Source organism: Haemophilus sp. oral taxon 036, from assembly GCF_002998595.1.
Taxonomy (GTDB): domain Bacteria; phylum Pseudomonadota; class Gammaproteobacteria; order Enterobacterales; family Pasteurellaceae; genus Haemophilus; species Haemophilus haemolyticus_K.
On the sequence record NZ_CP027235.1, the window covers coordinates 829,479 to 847,232 of the forward strand.

The window sequence follows — 17,754 nt, forward strand, 5'->3', positions numbered from 1 at the left end:
AAATTTTTAATCTATTTAACCCCATTTTCCTGAAATATAGATAAAATACCTCAATGATGAAAGTGGGATACAATCTGCTCCGACCAGATTACTATTTAATAAGGAAAAAATATGCTACCAAAAGAACGTTTATCCCAACTTGCCGAAATGGAAAGTATTTTAGATGAAGCAAATGGCTTTCTTGCCGAGGCAGAACAGTTTTTGGAAAAATGGCAGGCGTTTTTGCCCAAAATGAAATGCCTAGAACATTATTACTTCGAGGGCGATTGGCGAGAGGATTTCGAGGCTTATGAAAATGGCGAAGTACCCAAAGACCAACCTTGCGGCGTACTTTCTGAAGACTTAGTTTTTAACACCAGTGTTGCACAACAGGGTTTGGCGATTGAGTATTTGAAAGTGGTGACTAAAATTCTTGATCAAGCGAATGGAAAGTAATTGGCAATATAGTTTGCTTGAATTCATAAACAAAGTGCGGTGAAAATTCACCGCACTTTTTTTGTTATTCTAATTAACTAAAAATTAATTTTTCGCTGCTGCCGCTGCTTTTACAATTACTGCAAATGCAGGGGCTTTTAATGATGCGCCACCTACTAATGCGCCATCGATGTCTGGCTGAGTAAATAATTCAGCGGCATTTGCATCATTTACAGAACCGCCGTATTGGATAATCACTTGGTCTGCCACGGCTTGTGATTTGGCAGCGATGTGACCGCGGATAAATGCGTGAACTGCTTGTGCTTGTGCTGGGGTCGCAGATTTACCCGTACCAATCGCCCAGATTGGTTCATAAGCGATTACTGCACCATTGAATGCCTCTACGCCTAATGCGTTGATCACCGCATCAATTTGACGTGCGCACACTTCTTCTGTTTTGCCTGCTTCGTTTTCAGCTTCAGTTTCACCGATACATAATACTGGCACTAAGCCTGCTTCTTTAAGTGCGGCGAATTTTTTCGCGATAAATTCGTCGCTTTCTTTGTGGTAAGTACGACGCTCAGAGTGACCGATAATGATGTATTTTGCACCAAAATCTTTTAACATTTCGCTAGAAATATCACCAGTAAATGCACCTTTCACATTGATATCTACGTTTTGTGCACCTAATTGAATTATATTTTTACCGCCACAGCTGCAACCACAACCAGAAAGTGCTGCTTCAGCCGTACCTAAATACATAACGGGGGGGGCAATTGCTACATCACAACCTGTTACATCATGTAATTCTGCTTTTAATCCCTCGATTAATTCTTTGGTGAACGCTTTGGAACCGTTTAATTTCCAGTTACCCATAACTAAAGGACGACGTGCCATTTTTGTTTCTCCATAATTGATAAAATTAACTTGCTTACTATACCAAAATTTCGCCACGATTCTTTGCAGAAGATCATAAAATTAAAAAAATTCTCATAGAAAGATGATTATCTTGTGCTAAAAAGCTACAATTACCTGTATGGAACCAATAAAAAATAACCAATTATGAAACTTTTCAAAGCTGAACAATGGAATATTGACGTGCTTCTTCCTCTTTTTGAAGCCTATCGCCAAGCCTATGGACAAGCAGAGAATCCAGAACGCACCTTGGCTTTTTTAACTAATCGTATGCGTTTTAATGAAAGTCTGTTTTTTATTGCGGTGGATGAGAATGAAAAGGCTATTGGCTTTGTGCAGCTTTTCCCTCGTCTTTCTTCTTTACAATTACAACGCTATTGGCAAATCACCGATATTTTTGTGTTGGAACATGTTCAACAAACAGAAATTTATGCGGCGCTGATTTCTAAAGCAAAAGACTTTGTGCATTTCACGCAATCCAATCGTTTAGTGGCGGAATTAGCGCAAAATCAATATTCAATGTTGGAATCGGAAGGGTTTAAATTGAACCCGAAAGAACGTTTATTTGAATTGAGTTTGTAATGCTAACTGCGTTAAATCGTTATTGGGATTATTTGCGGATTGAACGCCAAATGAGCCCTCACACGCTTACCAATTATCAACATCAACTCGATGCCATCATCAAAATCTTAGCGCAACAAGATATTCACGCTTGGACACAAGTGACTCCCAGTGTGGTGCGCTTTATTTTGGCGGAAAGTAAAAAACAGGGCTTAAAAGAAAAAAGCTTGGCTTTGCGTTTATCGGCACTACGGCGATTTCTCAGTTTTTTGGTGCAACAAGGCGAATTGAAAGTGAATCCCGCCACAGGTATTTCCGCACCGAAACAAGGCAAGCATTTACCGAAAAATATGGATGGCGAGCAAGTTCAACAGTTGCTTGCCAACGATAGCAAAGAGCCGATTGATATTCGTGATCGTGCTATTTTGGAATTAATGTATAGTTCAGGTTTACGTTTATCTGAATTACAAGGCTTAGATTTAAACAGCATTAATACCCGTGTGCGGGAAGTGCGTGTTATCGGGAAAGGCAACAAAGAGCGTGTAGTGCCGTTTGGGCGTTATGCTTCGCATGCCATTCAAGAATGGTTAAAAGTGCGGGCATTATTTAACCCAAAAGATGAGGCATTATTTGTTAGCCAACTTGGAAATCGCATTTCTCATCGAGCCATTCAAAAACGTTTGGAAACTTGGGGCATTCGTCAAGGCTTAAATAGCCATCTTAATCCACACAAACTACGTCATTCCTTTGCGACACATATGTTGGAAGCGAGTTCTGATTTGCGTGCGGTACAAGAATTGCTTGGGCATAGCAACCTTTCCACCACACAAATTTATACTCACTTAAATTTTCAACATCTGGCAGAAGTGTACGATCAGGCTCATCCAAGAGCGAAACGTAAAAAATAAACGCCCGCTAAACCGATTATAATAAAAAGAGGTAAGGCATGATTCTGGCTAGAAGGGAATGGGGAACAAATGAGAAAAAACTTTACCTGCTTAATACACTGTGACAAATTTAGTTTAATTCAAAGTGCTAATTGCGGGTAAAACTTCTGCGTTATCGCCACAAAATCCAGCGTAGTAATAGACCGCACTTTACTTTCTCTAGGTAAAAGTGAGGTGAGATTTCTTGCCAGAATATCTTGCTCTAACAACAGACATTCAGCTGGGCATTGTTCAAAACAATGCGGATATTTAATTGCGAGCAAGACGCCATCTTGCCATAACACTACCGCATCATTCTCAGTAATATTCGCAAAATACCCCTCAAGTTCTCTTTGCGCATAATCTGCTTGTGAAAAAGTATAAAGCATGATTTTCCTTAAAAAGTCAGCAATTTTTCAGCTTGATTCAGTCTGGACATAAAAGAAGCACGATCCATTTTTTCAGCTGAAATAATACATTGCTCTGACGAAATACCGAATTTTTCCAAACTTTCTGAACAAATGAAACGTTGTGTTATTTCATATAAATCTAACAATTTAAAGGTGCGAATAAAATCTTTTTGGAGAATATGTTCTGGTTGTTGATAAGAAACAAGATTCAGCACGCCGTCATCTATAAAGAATACGCCAATATCCTCTTCATCACAAAAAGCCGTTGCGGCAAGTAATGCATCTAATCCCTCACGGGAAAGTGCGGTGCCATGGGGAGCGGTTTTAAACAAAAAAGCAATTTTCATAATGTGATGACTCGCTCAGCCTTTAATGTTGCCGATATAAATTCACCTAGCCCCGCAATCGTGAAGCCCTCAGCAAGATTGATGTTTTCTGGGTTTTCTGCCATTAAAGTATCCACGATACCACGACGTTGTGAAGCGGCAACACAAAGGTGCAATGGGATTTGATGCATCATAGCAAGATCTTGCCAACACTTTTGCAAATTGACTTCATCACTAGCAGGATAAACTAATGCGTTTCCATTCGTCACACCATCTTGGAAAAAGAAAATTTGGGCGATCTCATGTTTTTTTTCAATCAATGCTTTGGCAAATTGGTAAGCTAAAAAAGCCCCTTGCTGACCATAAATAGGGCTTTTAACTGCAAGTACATAGCGCATTATTCTTGCTCGTGTTTTATTTGACGAATATACAGATAGACCGTATGGCGGGAAATATCCAAACGCTCTGCCACTAAATTGATTGCATCTTTAATGTCAAAAATGCCTTTTTCATACAGAGATAAGACAATTTGGCGGTTTTTAGTGTTATTGGCCACCATACGATCAGTATTTACTTCCTCTATGGTTTTCTCAATAGTTTGATTGACTAAATCCTCAACAGAGCTTGCAAAATTGACAGCCGATGTTTCTTCTGTTTTTTCTGTTGGCATAAAAGCCTGTACAAATTGTGAAATTGGTACATCTAAATTAATATTAATACAAAGTAAACCAATAATACGTTGGGCTTTATTACGAATCGCAATCGTGACAGATTTCATCAACACACTGCCTTTAGTGCGAGTAAAATAAGGCTTAGAAACACTTTCACTTTGCATATTACGGAGTGAACGTAATGCCAAATCAGTAATTGGTGAGCCCACTTGACGATTCGTGTTATGGCCATTTGCAATACAAATAGCAGAATGCTCAATATCTTCTAAAGAATGTAAAACGATTTCACAGTGTTCGCCAATCAGCGCGCTAACGCCATCAACAACCGCTATATAAGAATTAATAATAGTGCGATCTTCATCCGTGAAAGGTTGTTTATCGTTTAATGTCATGGTTCGAGGTTAAAAGTGCGGTCAAAATTCACTGAGTTTTATAACAAGTGGCACGCATTAAAAAAACACGTGCCATGACTAGAAGTATTATTTTTCTGATTTAGGATTTACATCTAAAACTTCTACATCAAAAATGAGGGTTGAATTAGGTGGAATAGAAGCACCGGCACCCTGTTTACCATAACCTAACTCTGGTGGAATCACTAACTGAATTTTTCCACCTTTTTTCACCAATTGAAGGCCTTCTGTCCATCCAGGAATAACTTGATTTAATTGGAATTCAACCGGTTGACCACGCTCCACAGAACTATCAAATACTTTTCCATTTGGTAATTTACCAGTGTAATGTACTTTTACAGTATCGGTAGCCTTAATTGCCTCACCTTTACCTGCATTTTCAATTTTGTAAAGTAAACCTGATTTAGTCGTTTTAACATCTTTGCCTTTAGCAAAATCAGCGCGATATTTATCTCCCTCTTCCTGAGCACTTTTCGCAATGGCTTCTGCTTTTGCTTTTGATGCAGATACTAATTTCGCTTCAATAGCTTCTAAAGTTTTTTGTACATTTTCATCTTTACGCACATCAACTTTACCCTCTAAAGCATCTTTTAAACCATCTAAGATACGAGCATTATCATAAGTAATCACTTCTTTGTGCGCATCGACCAAATCTTTCATTTGCCCACCCATTAATGCGCCCACGGCATAAGAGGCAGCTTTTTCATCAAGCGCTTTTTCTTCCGCAAAAACTTGGCCAGAAATCACCGCACTTACCATTAATGCTGCGATAGATAATTTTTGAATTTTTAACATATGCGTTAATCCTTTATAATAAATGAAATAATTCTGAGGCTAGATTAAATCGCTTTTAACCTATTCTCAACTTTTTTTTAAAATTTAGAGAAATTTTATGCACATTGAACAAATATTAGAAAATCGTATTGCTGAACTTGAAACCAAAATCGCGTTTCAAGAGCAACTATTAGACGAACTGAATCATGCATTAGTTCAACAACAATTTGCGCTTGATAAAATGCAAGTTCAGCTACGCTATGTGGCAAGTAAATTAAAAGATTTTCATCCCACAAATATTGCAAGCCAAGCGGAAGAAACGCCACCACCGCATTATTAATTTCTGCAATAAATTCGTACAAATAAAAAGGGCGCATTATGCGCCCTTTAAATTACATTCCCAAATAATAATCAGCTAAATACTTGCCTGCTTATGAAAAGTATTTTTCCAAATCGTCGCTACCGCCAATATGCTTACCACCAATAAACACTTGTGGAACAGTAGTACGACCAGAAACCGCGCGTACACTCACGATAGTAGCATCATGGCCTAATACAATTTCTTCAAAACTTAATCCTTTATCATGTAAAAGTTGTTTTGCTTTTGTGCAATACGGACAACCTGGTTTAGTGAAGATTGAAATAGATTCTTGAATTTGATGCTGTGGCGCAAGATATTTTAACATTGTGTCTGCATCAGAAACTTTGAACGGATCACCCGGTTCATTTGGTTCAACAAACATTTTTTCTACTACGCCATTTTTCACCAACATAGAATAGCGCCAAGAACGTTTACCAAAACCTAAATCTTCTTTACCAACAAGCATTCCCATGCCTTCTGTAAACTCACCATTACCATCTGGAATGAAAGTGATGTTTTCAGATTTTTCGTCTTCTTTCCACGCATTCATCACGAAAGTATCATTTACAGATACAACGAGAATATCGTCTACACCGTATTTTTTGAATACTGGTGCTAATTCGTTATAACGTGGTAAGTGTGATGATGAGCAAGTTGGAGTGAATGCGCCCGGTAATGAGAACACGATCACTGTTTTGTTATCAAATAATTCAGAGGTAGTTACATCAACCCATTTATCACCCTGACGAGTGCGAAATGTCACTTGAGGGACTTTTTTGCCTTCCATATTAGACATCATCATTATTCTCCTATTGGTTGTTGATTTAATTTGAATGCGCTGGATTATAGGGAAATTTATGGTATAGTTACAATCAATTAATTCTATTTTTTTAATTGAAGTTTTCTATAGGAAGAATCAAATGAATATCCGAGATTTAGAATACCTTGTAGCCTTATCAGAATATAAACATTTCCGCCGCGCTGCCGATTCTTGCAATGTCAGCCAACCAACTTTAAGTGGTCAAATTCGCAAGCTTGAAGATGAACTTGGCATTATTTTATTAGAACGAACCAGCCGTAAAGTATTATTCACACAATCAGGTATGTTACTTGTAGAACAAGCGCGTACCGTGTTGCGTGAAGTAAAATTATTGAAAGAAATGGCAAGTAATCAAGGTAAGGAAATGACAGGCCCATTGCATATAGGCTTAATCCCAACTGTTGGTCCTTACTTATTACCTTATATTGTCCCAACGCTAAAAGTTGCCTTTCCAGATCTAGAAGTCTTTCTCTACGAAGCACAAACACATCAATTGCTAGAACAACTTGAAACTGGTCGTTTAGATTGTGCAATTGTAGCTACCGTGCCAGAAACAGAAGCCTTTATTGAAGTGCCTATTTTTAACGAAAAAATGTTACTGGCCGTATCAGATGAACATCCTTGGGCAAAGGAAAAGAAAATGTCTATGAATCAGCTGAAAGGGCAAGAAATGCTAATGTTAGACGATGGTCATTGCTTACGTAATCAGACTTTAGATTATTGCTTCACGGCAGGCGCAAAAGAAAATGCCCACTTCCAAGCCACAAGCCTAGAAACTTTGCGCAATATGGTCTCTGCAAATGCAGGTATCACATTTATGCCTGAACTTGCTGTATTAAATGAAGGTGCTCGTAAAGGTGTAAAATATATTCCTTGCCACTCACCTGAACCATCACGCACTATTGCTTTAGTCTATCGACCTGGTTCACCTTTACGTAACCGCTACGAACGCGTAGCTGGTGCAATCAGCAGTGAAGTAAAATTAATTTTAGCCGGAGAAAAATAATGGCCGGGGTTCGTGCAATTCAAAAAGAGAAAACACGTCGAGCCTTAGTAAATGCTGCGTTTAATCAGCTCAGTGCGGAAAAAAGCTTTTCCAACTTAAGTTTACGCGAAGTCGCTCGTGAAGCGGGTATTGCGCCAACTTCGTTTTATCGTCATTTTAGCGACATGGATGAATTAGGCTTAGAAATGGTAGATGAAGCTGGTTTAATTTTGCGTCAATTAATGCGACAAGCGCGAAAACGTATCGATGCTGGTGGTAGTGTAATTTCTGTTTCTGTTGATACATTTTTTGAATTTATTACCAACAGCACAAATGTTTTCCGCTTATTATTACGTGAAAGCTCTGGTACCTCCCAAGCATTTCGCACTGCAGCCGCACGCGAAATCAAACATTTTGTTGATGAACTCGCAGAGTATATTTCATCTAAGCATCAGTATTCTCAATATATTGCATATGTTCAAGCTGAAGGCATTGTGACTATTGTCTTCACCGCTGGAGCAAATGCTTTAGATATGAATAAAGCTGAAAGAGAACAACTCAAAACACGCGTGATTTTACAATTAAGAATGTTAGCAAAAGGTGCAGATTTCGCAGCTCAAAAAGAAAAAGGAAAACACACATAAACTTAACCGCACTTTTTGGCTTACAACTAAATCCCCAAAACTGGATTAGTTATCCTATTATTCATTTATAACATAACAAATGACCACATTTTGCTTTATGAAATGTGGCCATTCTTCTCTATATTTTAACTTACCATTTTCTTTAACTGATACAAATATGCTAATGCTTGTTTAGGGCTTAAATCATCGGGATCCAGTTTTTCAATAGCCTCTCTTAGTGCATCTGTTTCTTGTTCAAATAATAATTCACCTTGAGTGTGATTGGCTTCACGTAATGCCTGAATTTGTTGATCAACTGAATGGCCTGATGTTTTTTCCAATTGTGTCAATTTCTGTTTTGCCAGTTTAATAACAGATTGTGGCACGCCCGCCAAAGCCGCTACTGCCAAACCATAACTTTTACTTGCGGCGCCATCTTGTACGGCGTGCATAAAGGCGATGGTGTTGTTATGCTCAAGGGCATCTAAATGAATGTTGGCGATGCCTTCTAGCTGTTCTGGCAACGCGGTTAATTCAAAATAATGGGTGGCAAATAATGTAAGCGAGCGGATTTTTTTGGCTAACCATTCAGCACAAGCCCACGCTAAAGATAAGCCATCATAAGTGGATGTTCCGCGACCGATTTCATCAATAAGAACGAGACTTTGCGCAGTAGCTTGATGAAGAATATTTGCCATTTCGGTCATTTCCACCATAAAGGTTGAACGCCCTGAGGCTAAATCATCAGACGCACCAATTCGAGTGAAAATACGATCAATCGGTCCAATTCGCGCGCTGTCAGCCGGCACAAAGCTGCCGATATACGCCAGCAATGTAATTAATGCGGTTTGGCGCATATAAGTACTTTTACCGCCCATATTTGGCCCAGTGATAATTAACAAATGACGATGGTGATTTAACTCCACAGGGTTGGCGATGAAAGGATCTTTCAATACTTGTTCCACGACAGGATGACGACCATTTTCAATTTTCACACTCACTTCATCACAGAATGTTGGCATCACGTAATTGAGGGTGTCTGCGCGCTCCGCAAAATTGACTAAAACATCCAATTCAGAAAGTGCAAGGCTCGCCAGCTGTAACGCGCCTAGGTGTGGTAATAATAAATCAAATAATTCATCGTAAAGTTGCTTTTCTAATGCTAACGCTGCGCCTTTTGATTTAAGCACTTTGTCTTCATACTCTTTGAGCTCAGGAATAATGTAACGCTCTGCATTTTTCAAGGTTTGACGGCGAACATAATGAATCGGCGCTTTATGCGCTTGGCCTTGGCTAATTTGGATATAATAACCATGCACTGCATTAAAACCGATTTTTAACGTATCAATACCCGTGCTTTCACGCTCCCGTTTTTCGAGGTTTTCCAAATATTGCGTTGCGCCATCAGACAACATACGCCATTCGTCTAACTCCGCATTGTATCCTTCTGCAATCACGCCACCATCCCGAATTAAAAGCGGAGGCGTTTCAATCAATGCTCGTTGCAATAAATCGCACTGCTCGCTGAAATCGGCAATTTGGCTGAAAAGTGCAGTTAAAAATGGCGGTGTTTTTTGTTGAACAATCACGCGCAATGCTGGAATTTGTTCTAATGCCGTGCGCAAGCGCGTCAGATCTCGAGGACGTGCTGAACGCAGCGCCACACGCGCTAAAATACGCTCCATATCGCCGACTAATTGCAAATAAGGTTGGAGCTCATCGACCAAATCAAAATTCAGAATTTCCGCAATCGCTTGTTGGCGTTGTTTTAATTTTTCCACATTACGAACAGGCTGGTGAATCCAACGTTTCAGCAAGCGACTGCCCATTGGCGTAACGCATTTATCCAAGACAGATGCTAGTGTATTTTCTGTGCCACCCGCAAGATTTTGTGTCAATTCAAGATTTCTGCGCGTGGCGGCATCTAACTGAATGCAGTCTTGATTTTGAATTAAGCTAATGCTTTGAATATGTGGCAATGCGGTACGTTGCGTTTCTTTTGCATACTGCAATAAACAACCTGCCGCACTTAAGCCAAGAGGGGATTTTTCCACACCAAAGGCGCGTAAATCTTTTGTACCAAATTGGCGATTCAGTAAGGTTATGGCAGTGCGAAGTTCAAACTCCCAAATTGGGCGACGACGTAATCCCTTGCAATGTTCAATCGCAGCCATTTCATTAAATTCTTCACAATACAGCAATTCAACTGGGGCAATACGTTGCAATTCAGCACGTAATGTTGCTTTATCTGCAGGTTCACAAAGCTGAAAACGGCCAGAGGTCATATCTAAAGTGGCTAATCCAAATTTTTCTTTTTCTTGATATACCGCAGCAATCAGATTGTCTTGGCGCTCTGGTAAAAGCGCTTCATCACTTACCGTACCGGGTGTAACAATTCGCACAATTTGACGCTCTACAGGCCCTTTGCTTGTGGCAGGATCACCAATCTGTTCACAAATCGCTACAGATTCCCCTAACTGAACTAATTTTGCTAAATAACCTTCCACCGCATGATAGGGCACTCCTGCCATTGGAATTGGTTGCCCTGCAGATTGACCTCGTTTCGTCAAAGAAATATCCAACAATGCCGCCGCTTTTTTGGCATCGTCATAAAACAACTCGTAAAAATCCCCCATGCGATAAAACAACAAAATATCTGGATTCTCTGCTTTGAGTTTTAGATATTGTTGCATCATTGGCGTATGTTGTTGAAATGTTTCTCCGGAAAACATGGGGCTACCTACTTGTAAGATGAGATATTTAAGTGAATCTATGCGGATTTATATAGATTGGCGGAAGGTCATGGGAGTTGAACCCACCCGGGAACGCTGGCGTCCCCAACAGGATTTGAAGTCCTGCCACCTCACCGGAGATGACGACCTTCCGTGGTTGAAATTGAGGTTACTTTAGCGTAAATTAATCGGCAATTCAACGTTATTTTAAACGGATTCAAAAATGACCGCACTTTTTCAACAACTTCCTTCCGTTGATAAGATTCTCAAAACCTCTCAAGGGTTACAACTCATTACTGAATTTGGCCACTCTGCAGTCGTGGAAACATGTCGAGAATTATTAACACAGGCTCGTCAATTTATTCAAAAAAATAATCAACTTCCTGAATATTTTTCTAATTTTGACCGCACTTTTGTAGAAATTCATTCTCACCTACAAAAACAAAACCAAGTACAAATCAAAGCGGTGCATAATCTAACTGGTACAGTTTTACACACAAATCTTGGGCGGGCACTTTGGTCTGAAGCAGCACAACAGGCAGCGCTTTCTGCGATGCAAAAAAATGTTTCGCTTGAATATGATTTAGATGAAGGTAAGCGTAGTCATCGCGACAATTACATCAGTGAATTATTATGCAAACTCACAGGTGCTGAGGCAGCCTGTATAGTGAATAACAACGCTGCTGCGGTATTGTTAATGTTAGCGACTTTTGCTCAAGGTAAAGAAGTAATTATTTCTCGTGGCGAATTAATTGAAATCGGCGGTGCATTTCGTATTCCAGATATAATGGAACAAGCTGGATGCCATTTAGTGGAAGTGGGCACCACTAATCGTACCCATCTGAAAGATTATCGTAATGCTATCACTGAAAATACGGCTTTTTTAATGAAAGTGCATAGCAGCAATTATCAAATTTGTGGTTTTACCTCTTCAGTTTCAGAAGAAGAGCTTGCGAAACTAGGCCGAGAAATGAATGTGCCTGTAATAACTGATTTAGGTAGCGGCGCATTAGTTGATTTAAGCCAATATGGCCTACCAAAAGAGCCAACCGTGCAAGAAAAAGTCGCACAAGGTGTGGATTTGGTCTCTTTCTCTGGTGATAAATTACTTGGTGGTGTGCAAGCAGGCATTATCGTGGGTAAAAAAGAATGGGTCGAACAATTACAAGCCCATCCACTCAAGCGTGCATTACGTTGCGATAAAGTCATTTTAGCAGGCTTAGAAGCCACATTACGTTTATATTTAAATCCTGAAAAATTAACTGAAAAGTTACCAACTTTGCGCTTACTCACGCAACCATTAGAACAACTCAAAATAAATGCTATGCGTCTCAAAGAGCGGTTAGAATCTCGCTTAAATTCACAATTTGAGCTTCAAATTGAAGATAGCCAAGCACAAATCGGTAGCGGCTCACAACCGATGGAAAGAATCCCTTCCGTGGCTGTTACTATTGCAGAAAAAACAAACGCAAAACTTTCCGCACTTTCAGCTCGTTTTAAACAACTTTCTCAACCTATTATTGGGCGAATGGAAAACGGAAAAATGTGGCTAGACTTACGTAGCCTTGCGGATATTGAAACATTATTAAATACATTGGATGAACTATGATTATTGTTACTTCAGGTCACGTTGATCACGGCAAAACAGCGTTATTAAAAGCATTAACTGGCACAAGTACCGCGCATTTACCAGAAGAAAAAAAACGCGGAATGACCATTGATTTGGGGTATGCCTATCTGCCGTTAGAAAACAAAGTGCTTGGCTTTATTGATGTACCTGGGCACGAAAAATTCTTATCAAATATGCTAGCAGGATTAGGTGGTGTGCATTATGCAATGTTAATTGTGGCTGCGGATGAAGGCGTTGCAGCACAAACAAAAGAACATTTAGCAATATTACGCCAACTTCAATTCCACGAAATTATTGTTGTTATCACAAAAGCAGATCGTACAAATTCAGAGCAAATAGAATCGTTAATCCAAACAATTAAACAAGATTATAGTTTTTTACGCGATGCTAACTACTTCGTTACCTCTGCAGAAACGGGACAAGGAATTAATGAATTACGTCATTACTTAGCTAATCTACCTGAATTAGCTGATACTCAGAAACCTTTCCGCTACGCAATAGACCGAGTATTCAGCGTAAAAGGGGCTGGTACCGTAGTGACAGGCACAGCCTTTTCAGGAACAGTGAAAGTCAACGATGAAATTTACCTTTCCACAGGACAGAAAGTTCGAGTAAAAGCGATTCACGCACAAAATACATCAAGCGAACAAGGTATTGCAGGGCAACGTTTAGCGTTAAATTTAAATGCTGATTTAGACCGCACGCCAATGAAACGAGGCGATTGGTTATTGCAGGATGAACCTCTCCCACCAACAGATCGCATCAGTGTACAAATTTTGGCTGAAGTACCATTAAATGAAAGCCAACCTGTGCATATTTATCACGGGGCGAGTCGCACTACGGGTAAGCTCACCTTATTACAAGGAAAAAATGCCGCTAAAAATGACCGCACTTTGGCTGAAATCATATTAGATTCACCTTTATTCTTGGCTTTCGGAGACAAACTTATTTTACGCAGTGGTGATGCTAAATCGTTAATTGCAGGTGCGCACGTATTAGAAATTGATTCACCCAAACGCCATAAACGAACAGAGAGACGATTAAGCTTCTTGGCAAATTTAGCGCTTGCTGAAAATGCAGCCCAACGAATTGCATTCATCCTTCAACATAATGCAATATCAGCTCATAAACTGATGTGGATAGAACAACTCACAAATAAACAACTAGATGATGCACTTACCGAACGTAGCGCCGTACGTTATCAAGATTGGTGCTTTAATACAGACTACAAAAAAGAAAAAATACAACTAATTTTAACCGCACTTAATACCTATCACGAGCAACATAATGATCAACTTGGTGTAAGCAAAGCACGTCTCTACCGAATGGCTGCTTTAAATCAGCCAGAAAACTTGATCAATCATTTTATTGATGAAATGTTAGAAGAGGGAAGATTACAGCAAACTCGAGGTTGGCTTCACTTACCCGAACATAAAATCCAATTTAGCCAAGAAGAACAAAAATATTGGGCAAGTGTACTCGATGAATTTGAAAAAGCTCAAGGACAAGCAATTTGGGTGCGTGATATGGCAAATGCCTTGGCTATGGATGAATCCAAAATGCGTAACTTTATGTATAAAGCAGGCAAACTAGGGTATCTCACACCCATCGTAAAAGATAGATTTTTCTTAACTGAAAACATTTATGCCTATGCTCGCCTTATTAAGCAAATCGCAGAAAAAGAAGGGAAAGCATCAGTAAATGAAATTCGAGATCGATTAAATTTTGGGCGAAAACTGACGGTTCAACTCATGGAATATTTTGATCGTACTGGTTTCTTACGTCGCAAAGGAAACGATCATATCCTGCGCGATAAAAATGTTTTTGATTTATAAGGAAACATTTTACTGATATATAACTAACTTCAATGAAGTAAATAACCAAGTGAAGAGCTCGAACAATACAAAGTGTAATTGCACCCATACAACGTGCGTAAAAGTATTTTATCAGTTCTTCACTGACGTAAATCAAATGTACGATGCGTTATTGAATAAATCAGGTGCAACTGGCGTATTCACCGATTTCCCAGATACTGGGTTGAGTTTTTGAAAAAACAAAAATAATACGTAAGTAAAGTAATAAAAAGAGCGGTCAAAATTCGTTGTGATTTTTGACCGCTTTTTTTACTAAAAAATCAATGTCGATTTTGGAAAAAATATATTAGGAGCTATTTTCTACAAACGGAAGATAAATATATGATTGAGGTGCTCTCTTTATACCAAAATCACTTAATTTTTTAGGTTCATGGTATTTATTAACTCTCCCTATTTTTATGGCATAAGCTATATTAGTATTATTAAAATAACTAAAATAATCATCCCTAGAAATACAAATTTTATCTTCAAATTGTTGAAAAATACTTACTGGAGTTCCTGCTATAATATCCTCTACCTCAATCTCTCCTATAACCATCATTATTGGACTAGATGAGTAAACTACTATAGAGCTTACTTTTTTCTGAAAAATCTTCCTTCTTAATTCATACAGTTTTTCACCTGTAAATATTTTATTAGCATACTTGGGTTTAATTGACATCAAAACCTTCATTTAAAAAAACCATTATAAATATGTTCAATTTTGTTTTTCCGATATAAATCTGGGATTTCATCTTTCTTTTCAAAACCATATTTATTAAAAATTTTTGAAAAGGCCTCTACAGATTCTTCTGGAACTGTAATCAATGGTTTGTCTGTTTCCAAAAAATCGAATGCTTTCTGAATGAGTTCGGAGCCAATGCCTCTTTTTTGATAATTTTCTTTCACTCTCAATGTGCAAATTTTTTTCTCATCACATGAGTTTTTCAATATCATTAGACCTGATATAGATAATAAATTTTCCTCATTAGATAAACAAATAAACATTTCTCTACTTTGGGGATCATTATTTATTTCTGCAATAATTTTTTGATACCAAATATCAATATTAGGGTATGCCAACTCTCTCAAAAAAAACTCAACCTGAGATTTTCCATGAATAATGGAAGTGCCTTCTAAATATTCTAATGACAAGGATTTAAATACTTTTTTTAAACCTTCCGGATTTATATCTGAATATCTAATTATTTGATAATTCATAGTTAGCCTCCGAACTTAACTTTAGATAAAAAACTACAAACCCAACCTAAAAAACCATAAACTATATTAGCAGCCACTGAAATTGTCATAATAGCCAAAATATAAGGAGCAAGTCTTCTCTTAATATTCAAAGGATATTTAAATCTTGAAAGGTTCGTAAAAGAAGATATATAATTTACACCTTTTTTTTCTGAAATTTCTTTAAAATGATATGCAATTACATCATTGTTATCTAAAGCTATATAATCCTTCCAAACTTCTCTTTCTAAAAGCCGACTCTTATAGCTATCAGAACCAGAAATAAATTCATCAGTCGAGTCTCTCATTATTAAATAATGAATGCTACTTATATTAAAGGTATTTAATCTAAAAACCTCTTCTTTCATATTATCTGTTATAGCTCTAAAATCATTAATTCTAAAATCTATAATTTCAGTTATTCTTAATGATAGATTTTGTAGTATGTTTGCATCTTCATTTTCTCGCTTTAATATATAAATAGGGTCATTAATTTTTGGATATACTCTTACTCTAAAGTAATAAGTTTTAACTTCACTTAATTCAGAAAAAAGCTCTTCATTCCCAGATAAAATATGTTTAACATTAATTTTTAATTTTCCATATTCATGCTGATCAGAAAAATTAATTAATGACTCGTCTAATTTATATAATATGAATGCCTTACCCTTATCACTAATAGATTTAAAGTTATCACCTCTTTTAGTAATTTTGGTTCTATTAGGATGAATTTTAGATAAAACCTCACAATCCTCATTAAAGATAGCTTCAATAAGATCTGGTTTTTGAGATAACTTACCTCCCAAATCTTCAACTTTATCTATATGAAACGGGCAATACAGTATAATCTCACTAATATTTTTAATATCCTCGATCATAAGACCAAAATCAAAAATCATCGTTGGAGCATTTTCAGATTTTTGAGCATTTACACCCCACAGATTGATGTGGATATCAATCTCAGTATTTTCAGAAGCTTTTTCCCTTTTTTCATACTCTAATAAGAAACTACGCATAAAACTTGTCTTTGCTCACCCATAACTCAACTAGGATACAGTTTAATCTACTTAGAATCTAACGTCTAATAATTTTAAAAACAATTCATAAGAAAAAACTAATAAAATAATACCATTTCACTCTTGGCTCACCTTCACATTTTAAAAATTCTCATCTAAGCAACATTTCCAATCTATCAACAGAATACCTCGTTTCTTACCATATTAGTTCATGCTCGAGAAGGAATCTCATCGCTACAATTAGCTTTTGAATGTTATTAATCCCTTCTTTGTTATTAAGCTCTTATATTTTAATAACAAAAAAGGCTTGCCATTTATCTCAGCAAGCCTTTTAAAATAAGGCAATTAAGCAAATTGTTTTTTATTATTTAAATAGCGTTTTGCACATTCTGCTGCAGCAACTAAACCGCCTGCCATCATAATAATATCTTTAATCACGAGTCGGCCAGCACCTGAGAGATATGGGAAGCCATAATTAGGTGTTGGGAAGTCCCCGCCTAAATTCGGCACCCAGGTTTCTGGCGTAAATATCAGGAAAGACAGCGTGACTATCGACATGCCAAAGGTGAGTAAACCTCCGAATAAACCTAATGTTGGAGACCAAATCCCTGCTAATACTAAAATACCAATGGTGACGATTATCGCGCCAATAATATAAGAAGCGGTATAGGTGCCATTAGCTTTATGCCACTCAATATTTTTAGCGACCATTTTGCCTTCAGGGTTTTTGTATAAGGTATATTCTTTTACTAAAACACCCTTATCATTTTCTACCATGTTCGCTCCATTTTTGTAAAGGAAGCTTAAGAAAGGGCTATTTGACACAAAATGTGCGATACCGTCAGCCTCATATTGGCAAACTTTTAAGCCACCAATCCAAACCATCACTACACAAATAGCAATGCGGATAAAGTTAATAAATTGACGTTGCAATGGCGCAACAATATTAGCTAGCAATGTAACTAAACTACTCATTAAGAACTCCTCATATAGTTCAATTGATATTACGGACAAAATATCCAAGAATTATTCAGTATAAAAAAGAGATACTGACTCACTCAGTATCTCTTATTTTGTATTAATTTTCT

General features: G+C 37.7%; 20 protein-coding genes, 1 tRNA gene and 1 pseudogene. 9 read left to right on the forward strand and 13 right to left on the reverse strand.

What is annotated here, in order from left to right; all coding sequences use genetic code 11:
- Window positions 1-111 precede the first annotated feature (111 nt).
- Entirely contained in the window at window positions 112-435 is a 324-nt protein-coding gene (locus C3V42_RS04035) for a DUF4298 domain-containing protein (protein WP_106013768.1), read from the forward strand.
- 84 nt (window positions 436-519) lie between these two features.
- Here C3V42_RS04035 and tpiA read toward each other — a convergent pair whose 3' ends face one another.
- Complete coding sequence (tpiA, locus tag C3V42_RS04040; protein ID WP_106013769.1) at window positions 520-1,311, reverse strand: triose-phosphate isomerase; 792 nt, start codon at window positions 1,309-1,311, stop codon at window positions 520-522.
- A gap of 165 nt (window positions 1,312-1,476) precedes the next feature.
- On the opposite strand from tpiA, the gene C3V42_RS04045 reads away from it, so the two are divergent.
- Complete coding sequence (locus tag C3V42_RS04045; protein WP_106013770.1) at window positions 1,477-1,911, forward strand: GNAT family N-acetyltransferase; 435 nt, start codon at window positions 1,477-1,479, stop codon at window positions 1,909-1,911.
- Entirely contained in the window at window positions 1,911-2,798 is an 888-nt protein-coding gene (gene xerC, locus C3V42_RS04050; protein WP_005635253.1) for a tyrosine recombinase XerC, read from the forward strand. Before C3V42_RS04045 ends, xerC begins: the two co-directional genes overlap by 1 nt.
- 119 nt (window positions 2,799-2,917) lie before the next feature.
- On the opposite strand, the gene C3V42_RS04055 is transcribed toward xerC, so the two are convergent.
- The 5 genes from C3V42_RS04055 to fkpA all read right to left on the reverse strand — a co-directional run bounded on the left by C3V42_RS04055 (window position 2,918) and on the right by fkpA (window position 5,428).
- Complete coding sequence (locus C3V42_RS04055) at window positions 2,918-3,205, reverse strand: DsrH/TusB family sulfur metabolism protein (protein ID WP_106013771.1); 288 nt, start codon at window positions 3,203-3,205, stop codon at window positions 2,918-2,920.
- Window positions 3,206-3,213: 8 nt separating this feature from the next.
- Window positions 3,214-3,573, reverse strand: a complete 360-nt coding sequence (gene tusC / locus C3V42_RS04060) for a sulfurtransferase complex subunit TusC (protein WP_065265681.1) — start codon at window positions 3,571-3,573, stop codon at window positions 3,214-3,216.
- The gene (gene tusD / locus C3V42_RS04065) at window positions 3,570-3,950 is read right to left on the reverse strand and encodes a sulfurtransferase complex subunit TusD (protein WP_065265680.1); all 381 of its coding nucleotides are present in this window, start codon (window positions 3,948-3,950) and stop codon (window positions 3,570-3,572) included. The genes tusC and tusD overlap by 4 nt, the downstream gene beginning before the upstream one ends.
- On the reverse strand, window positions 3,950-4,615 hold the full coding sequence (locus C3V42_RS04070) for a transcriptional regulator (protein WP_065265679.1): 666 nt from the start codon (window positions 4,613-4,615) through the stop codon (window positions 3,950-3,952). The genes tusD and C3V42_RS04070 overlap by 1 nt, the downstream gene beginning before the upstream one ends.
- A gap of 87 nt (window positions 4,616-4,702) precedes the next feature.
- On the reverse strand, window positions 4,703-5,428 hold the full coding sequence (fkpA, locus tag C3V42_RS04075) for an FKBP-type peptidyl-prolyl cis-trans isomerase (protein ID WP_106013772.1): 726 nt from the start codon (window positions 5,426-5,428) through the stop codon (window positions 4,703-4,705).
- 97 nt (window positions 5,429-5,525) lie between these two features.
- Between fkpA and C3V42_RS04080 the strand changes: the two genes are divergently transcribed.
- Complete coding sequence (locus tag C3V42_RS04080) at window positions 5,526-5,747, forward strand: SlyX family protein (protein WP_048953360.1); 222 nt, start codon at window positions 5,526-5,528, stop codon at window positions 5,745-5,747.
- 91 nt (window positions 5,748-5,838) lie between these two features.
- Here the strand turns inward: C3V42_RS04080 and pgdx are convergent, their stop codons facing one another.
- The gene (gene pgdx, locus C3V42_RS04085) at window positions 5,839-6,564 is read right to left on the reverse strand and encodes a hybrid peroxiredoxin PGdx (RefSeq protein ID WP_106014309.1); all 726 of its coding nucleotides are present in this window, start codon (window positions 6,562-6,564) and stop codon (window positions 5,839-5,841) included.
- 124 nt (window positions 6,565-6,688) lie between these two features.
- Between pgdx and oxyR the strand changes: the two genes are divergently transcribed.
- Both oxyR and fabR read left to right on the forward strand, forming a co-directional pair.
- Entirely contained in the window at window positions 6,689-7,594 is a 906-nt protein-coding gene (gene oxyR, locus C3V42_RS04090; RefSeq protein WP_106013773.1) for a DNA-binding transcriptional regulator OxyR, read from the forward strand.
- Window positions 7,594-8,217 carry an HTH-type transcriptional repressor FabR gene (gene fabR / locus C3V42_RS04095; protein WP_065265674.1) on the forward strand — a complete coding sequence of 208 codons (624 nt, stop codon included), beginning with the start codon at window positions 7,594-7,596 and terminating at the stop codon, window positions 8,215-8,217. Before oxyR ends, fabR begins: the two co-directional genes overlap by 1 nt.
- 125 nt (window positions 8,218-8,342) lie before the next feature.
- On the opposite strand, the gene mutS is transcribed toward fabR, so the two are convergent.
- Window positions 8,343-10,928, reverse strand: a complete 2,586-nt coding sequence (gene mutS, locus C3V42_RS04100; protein ID WP_106013774.1) for a DNA mismatch repair protein MutS — start codon at window positions 10,926-10,928, stop codon at window positions 8,343-8,345.
- A 58-nt stretch (window positions 10,929-10,986) separates the two neighbouring features.
- A tRNA-Sec gene (locus tag C3V42_RS04105) sits at window positions 10,987-11,081 on the reverse strand.
- 70 nt (window positions 11,082-11,151) lie between these two features.
- On the opposite strand from C3V42_RS04105, the gene selA reads away from it, so the two are divergent.
- From selA to C3V42_RS08700, 3 genes and pseudogenes are all read left to right on the forward strand, one after another.
- On the forward strand, window positions 11,152-12,537 hold the full coding sequence (gene selA / locus C3V42_RS04110) for an L-seryl-tRNA(Sec) selenium transferase (protein ID WP_106013775.1): 1,386 nt from the start codon (window positions 11,152-11,154) through the stop codon (window positions 12,535-12,537).
- Window positions 12,534-14,393, forward strand: coding sequence for a selenocysteine-specific translation elongation factor (selB, locus tag C3V42_RS04115; RefSeq protein ID WP_106013776.1), 1,860 nt, complete (start codon window positions 12,534-12,536; stop codon window positions 14,391-14,393). Before selA ends, selB begins: the two co-directional genes overlap by 4 nt.
- Window positions 14,394-14,444: 51 nt before the next feature.
- A pseudogene (locus tag C3V42_RS08700) lies at window positions 14,445-14,607 on the forward strand (glycerophosphodiester phosphodiesterase); the annotation flags it as partial.
- A 111-nt stretch (window positions 14,608-14,718) separates the two neighbouring features.
- Here the strand turns inward: C3V42_RS08700 and C3V42_RS04120 are convergent.
- The 4 genes from C3V42_RS04120 to C3V42_RS04135 form a co-directional block, all read right to left on the reverse strand.
- Complete coding sequence (locus C3V42_RS04120) at window positions 14,719-15,093, reverse strand: hypothetical protein (RefSeq protein ID WP_204371008.1); 375 nt, start codon at window positions 15,091-15,093, stop codon at window positions 14,719-14,721.
- A gap of 8 nt (window positions 15,094-15,101) precedes the next feature.
- Complete coding sequence (locus C3V42_RS04125; protein ID WP_048953371.1) at window positions 15,102-15,632, reverse strand: GNAT family N-acetyltransferase; 531 nt, start codon at window positions 15,630-15,632, stop codon at window positions 15,102-15,104.
- Between the two features lie 2 nt (window positions 15,633-15,634).
- Entirely contained in the window at window positions 15,635-16,666 is a 1,032-nt protein-coding gene (locus tag C3V42_RS04130) for a hypothetical protein (RefSeq protein WP_048953372.1), read from the reverse strand.
- Between the two features lie 345 nt (window positions 16,667-17,011).
- Window positions 17,012-17,641 (reverse strand): YkgB family protein, encoded by a 630-nt coding sequence (locus C3V42_RS04135; RefSeq protein ID WP_106013777.1) that lies wholly within the window; start codon window positions 17,639-17,641, stop codon window positions 17,012-17,014.
- Window positions 17,642-17,754: the final 113 nt, after the last annotated feature.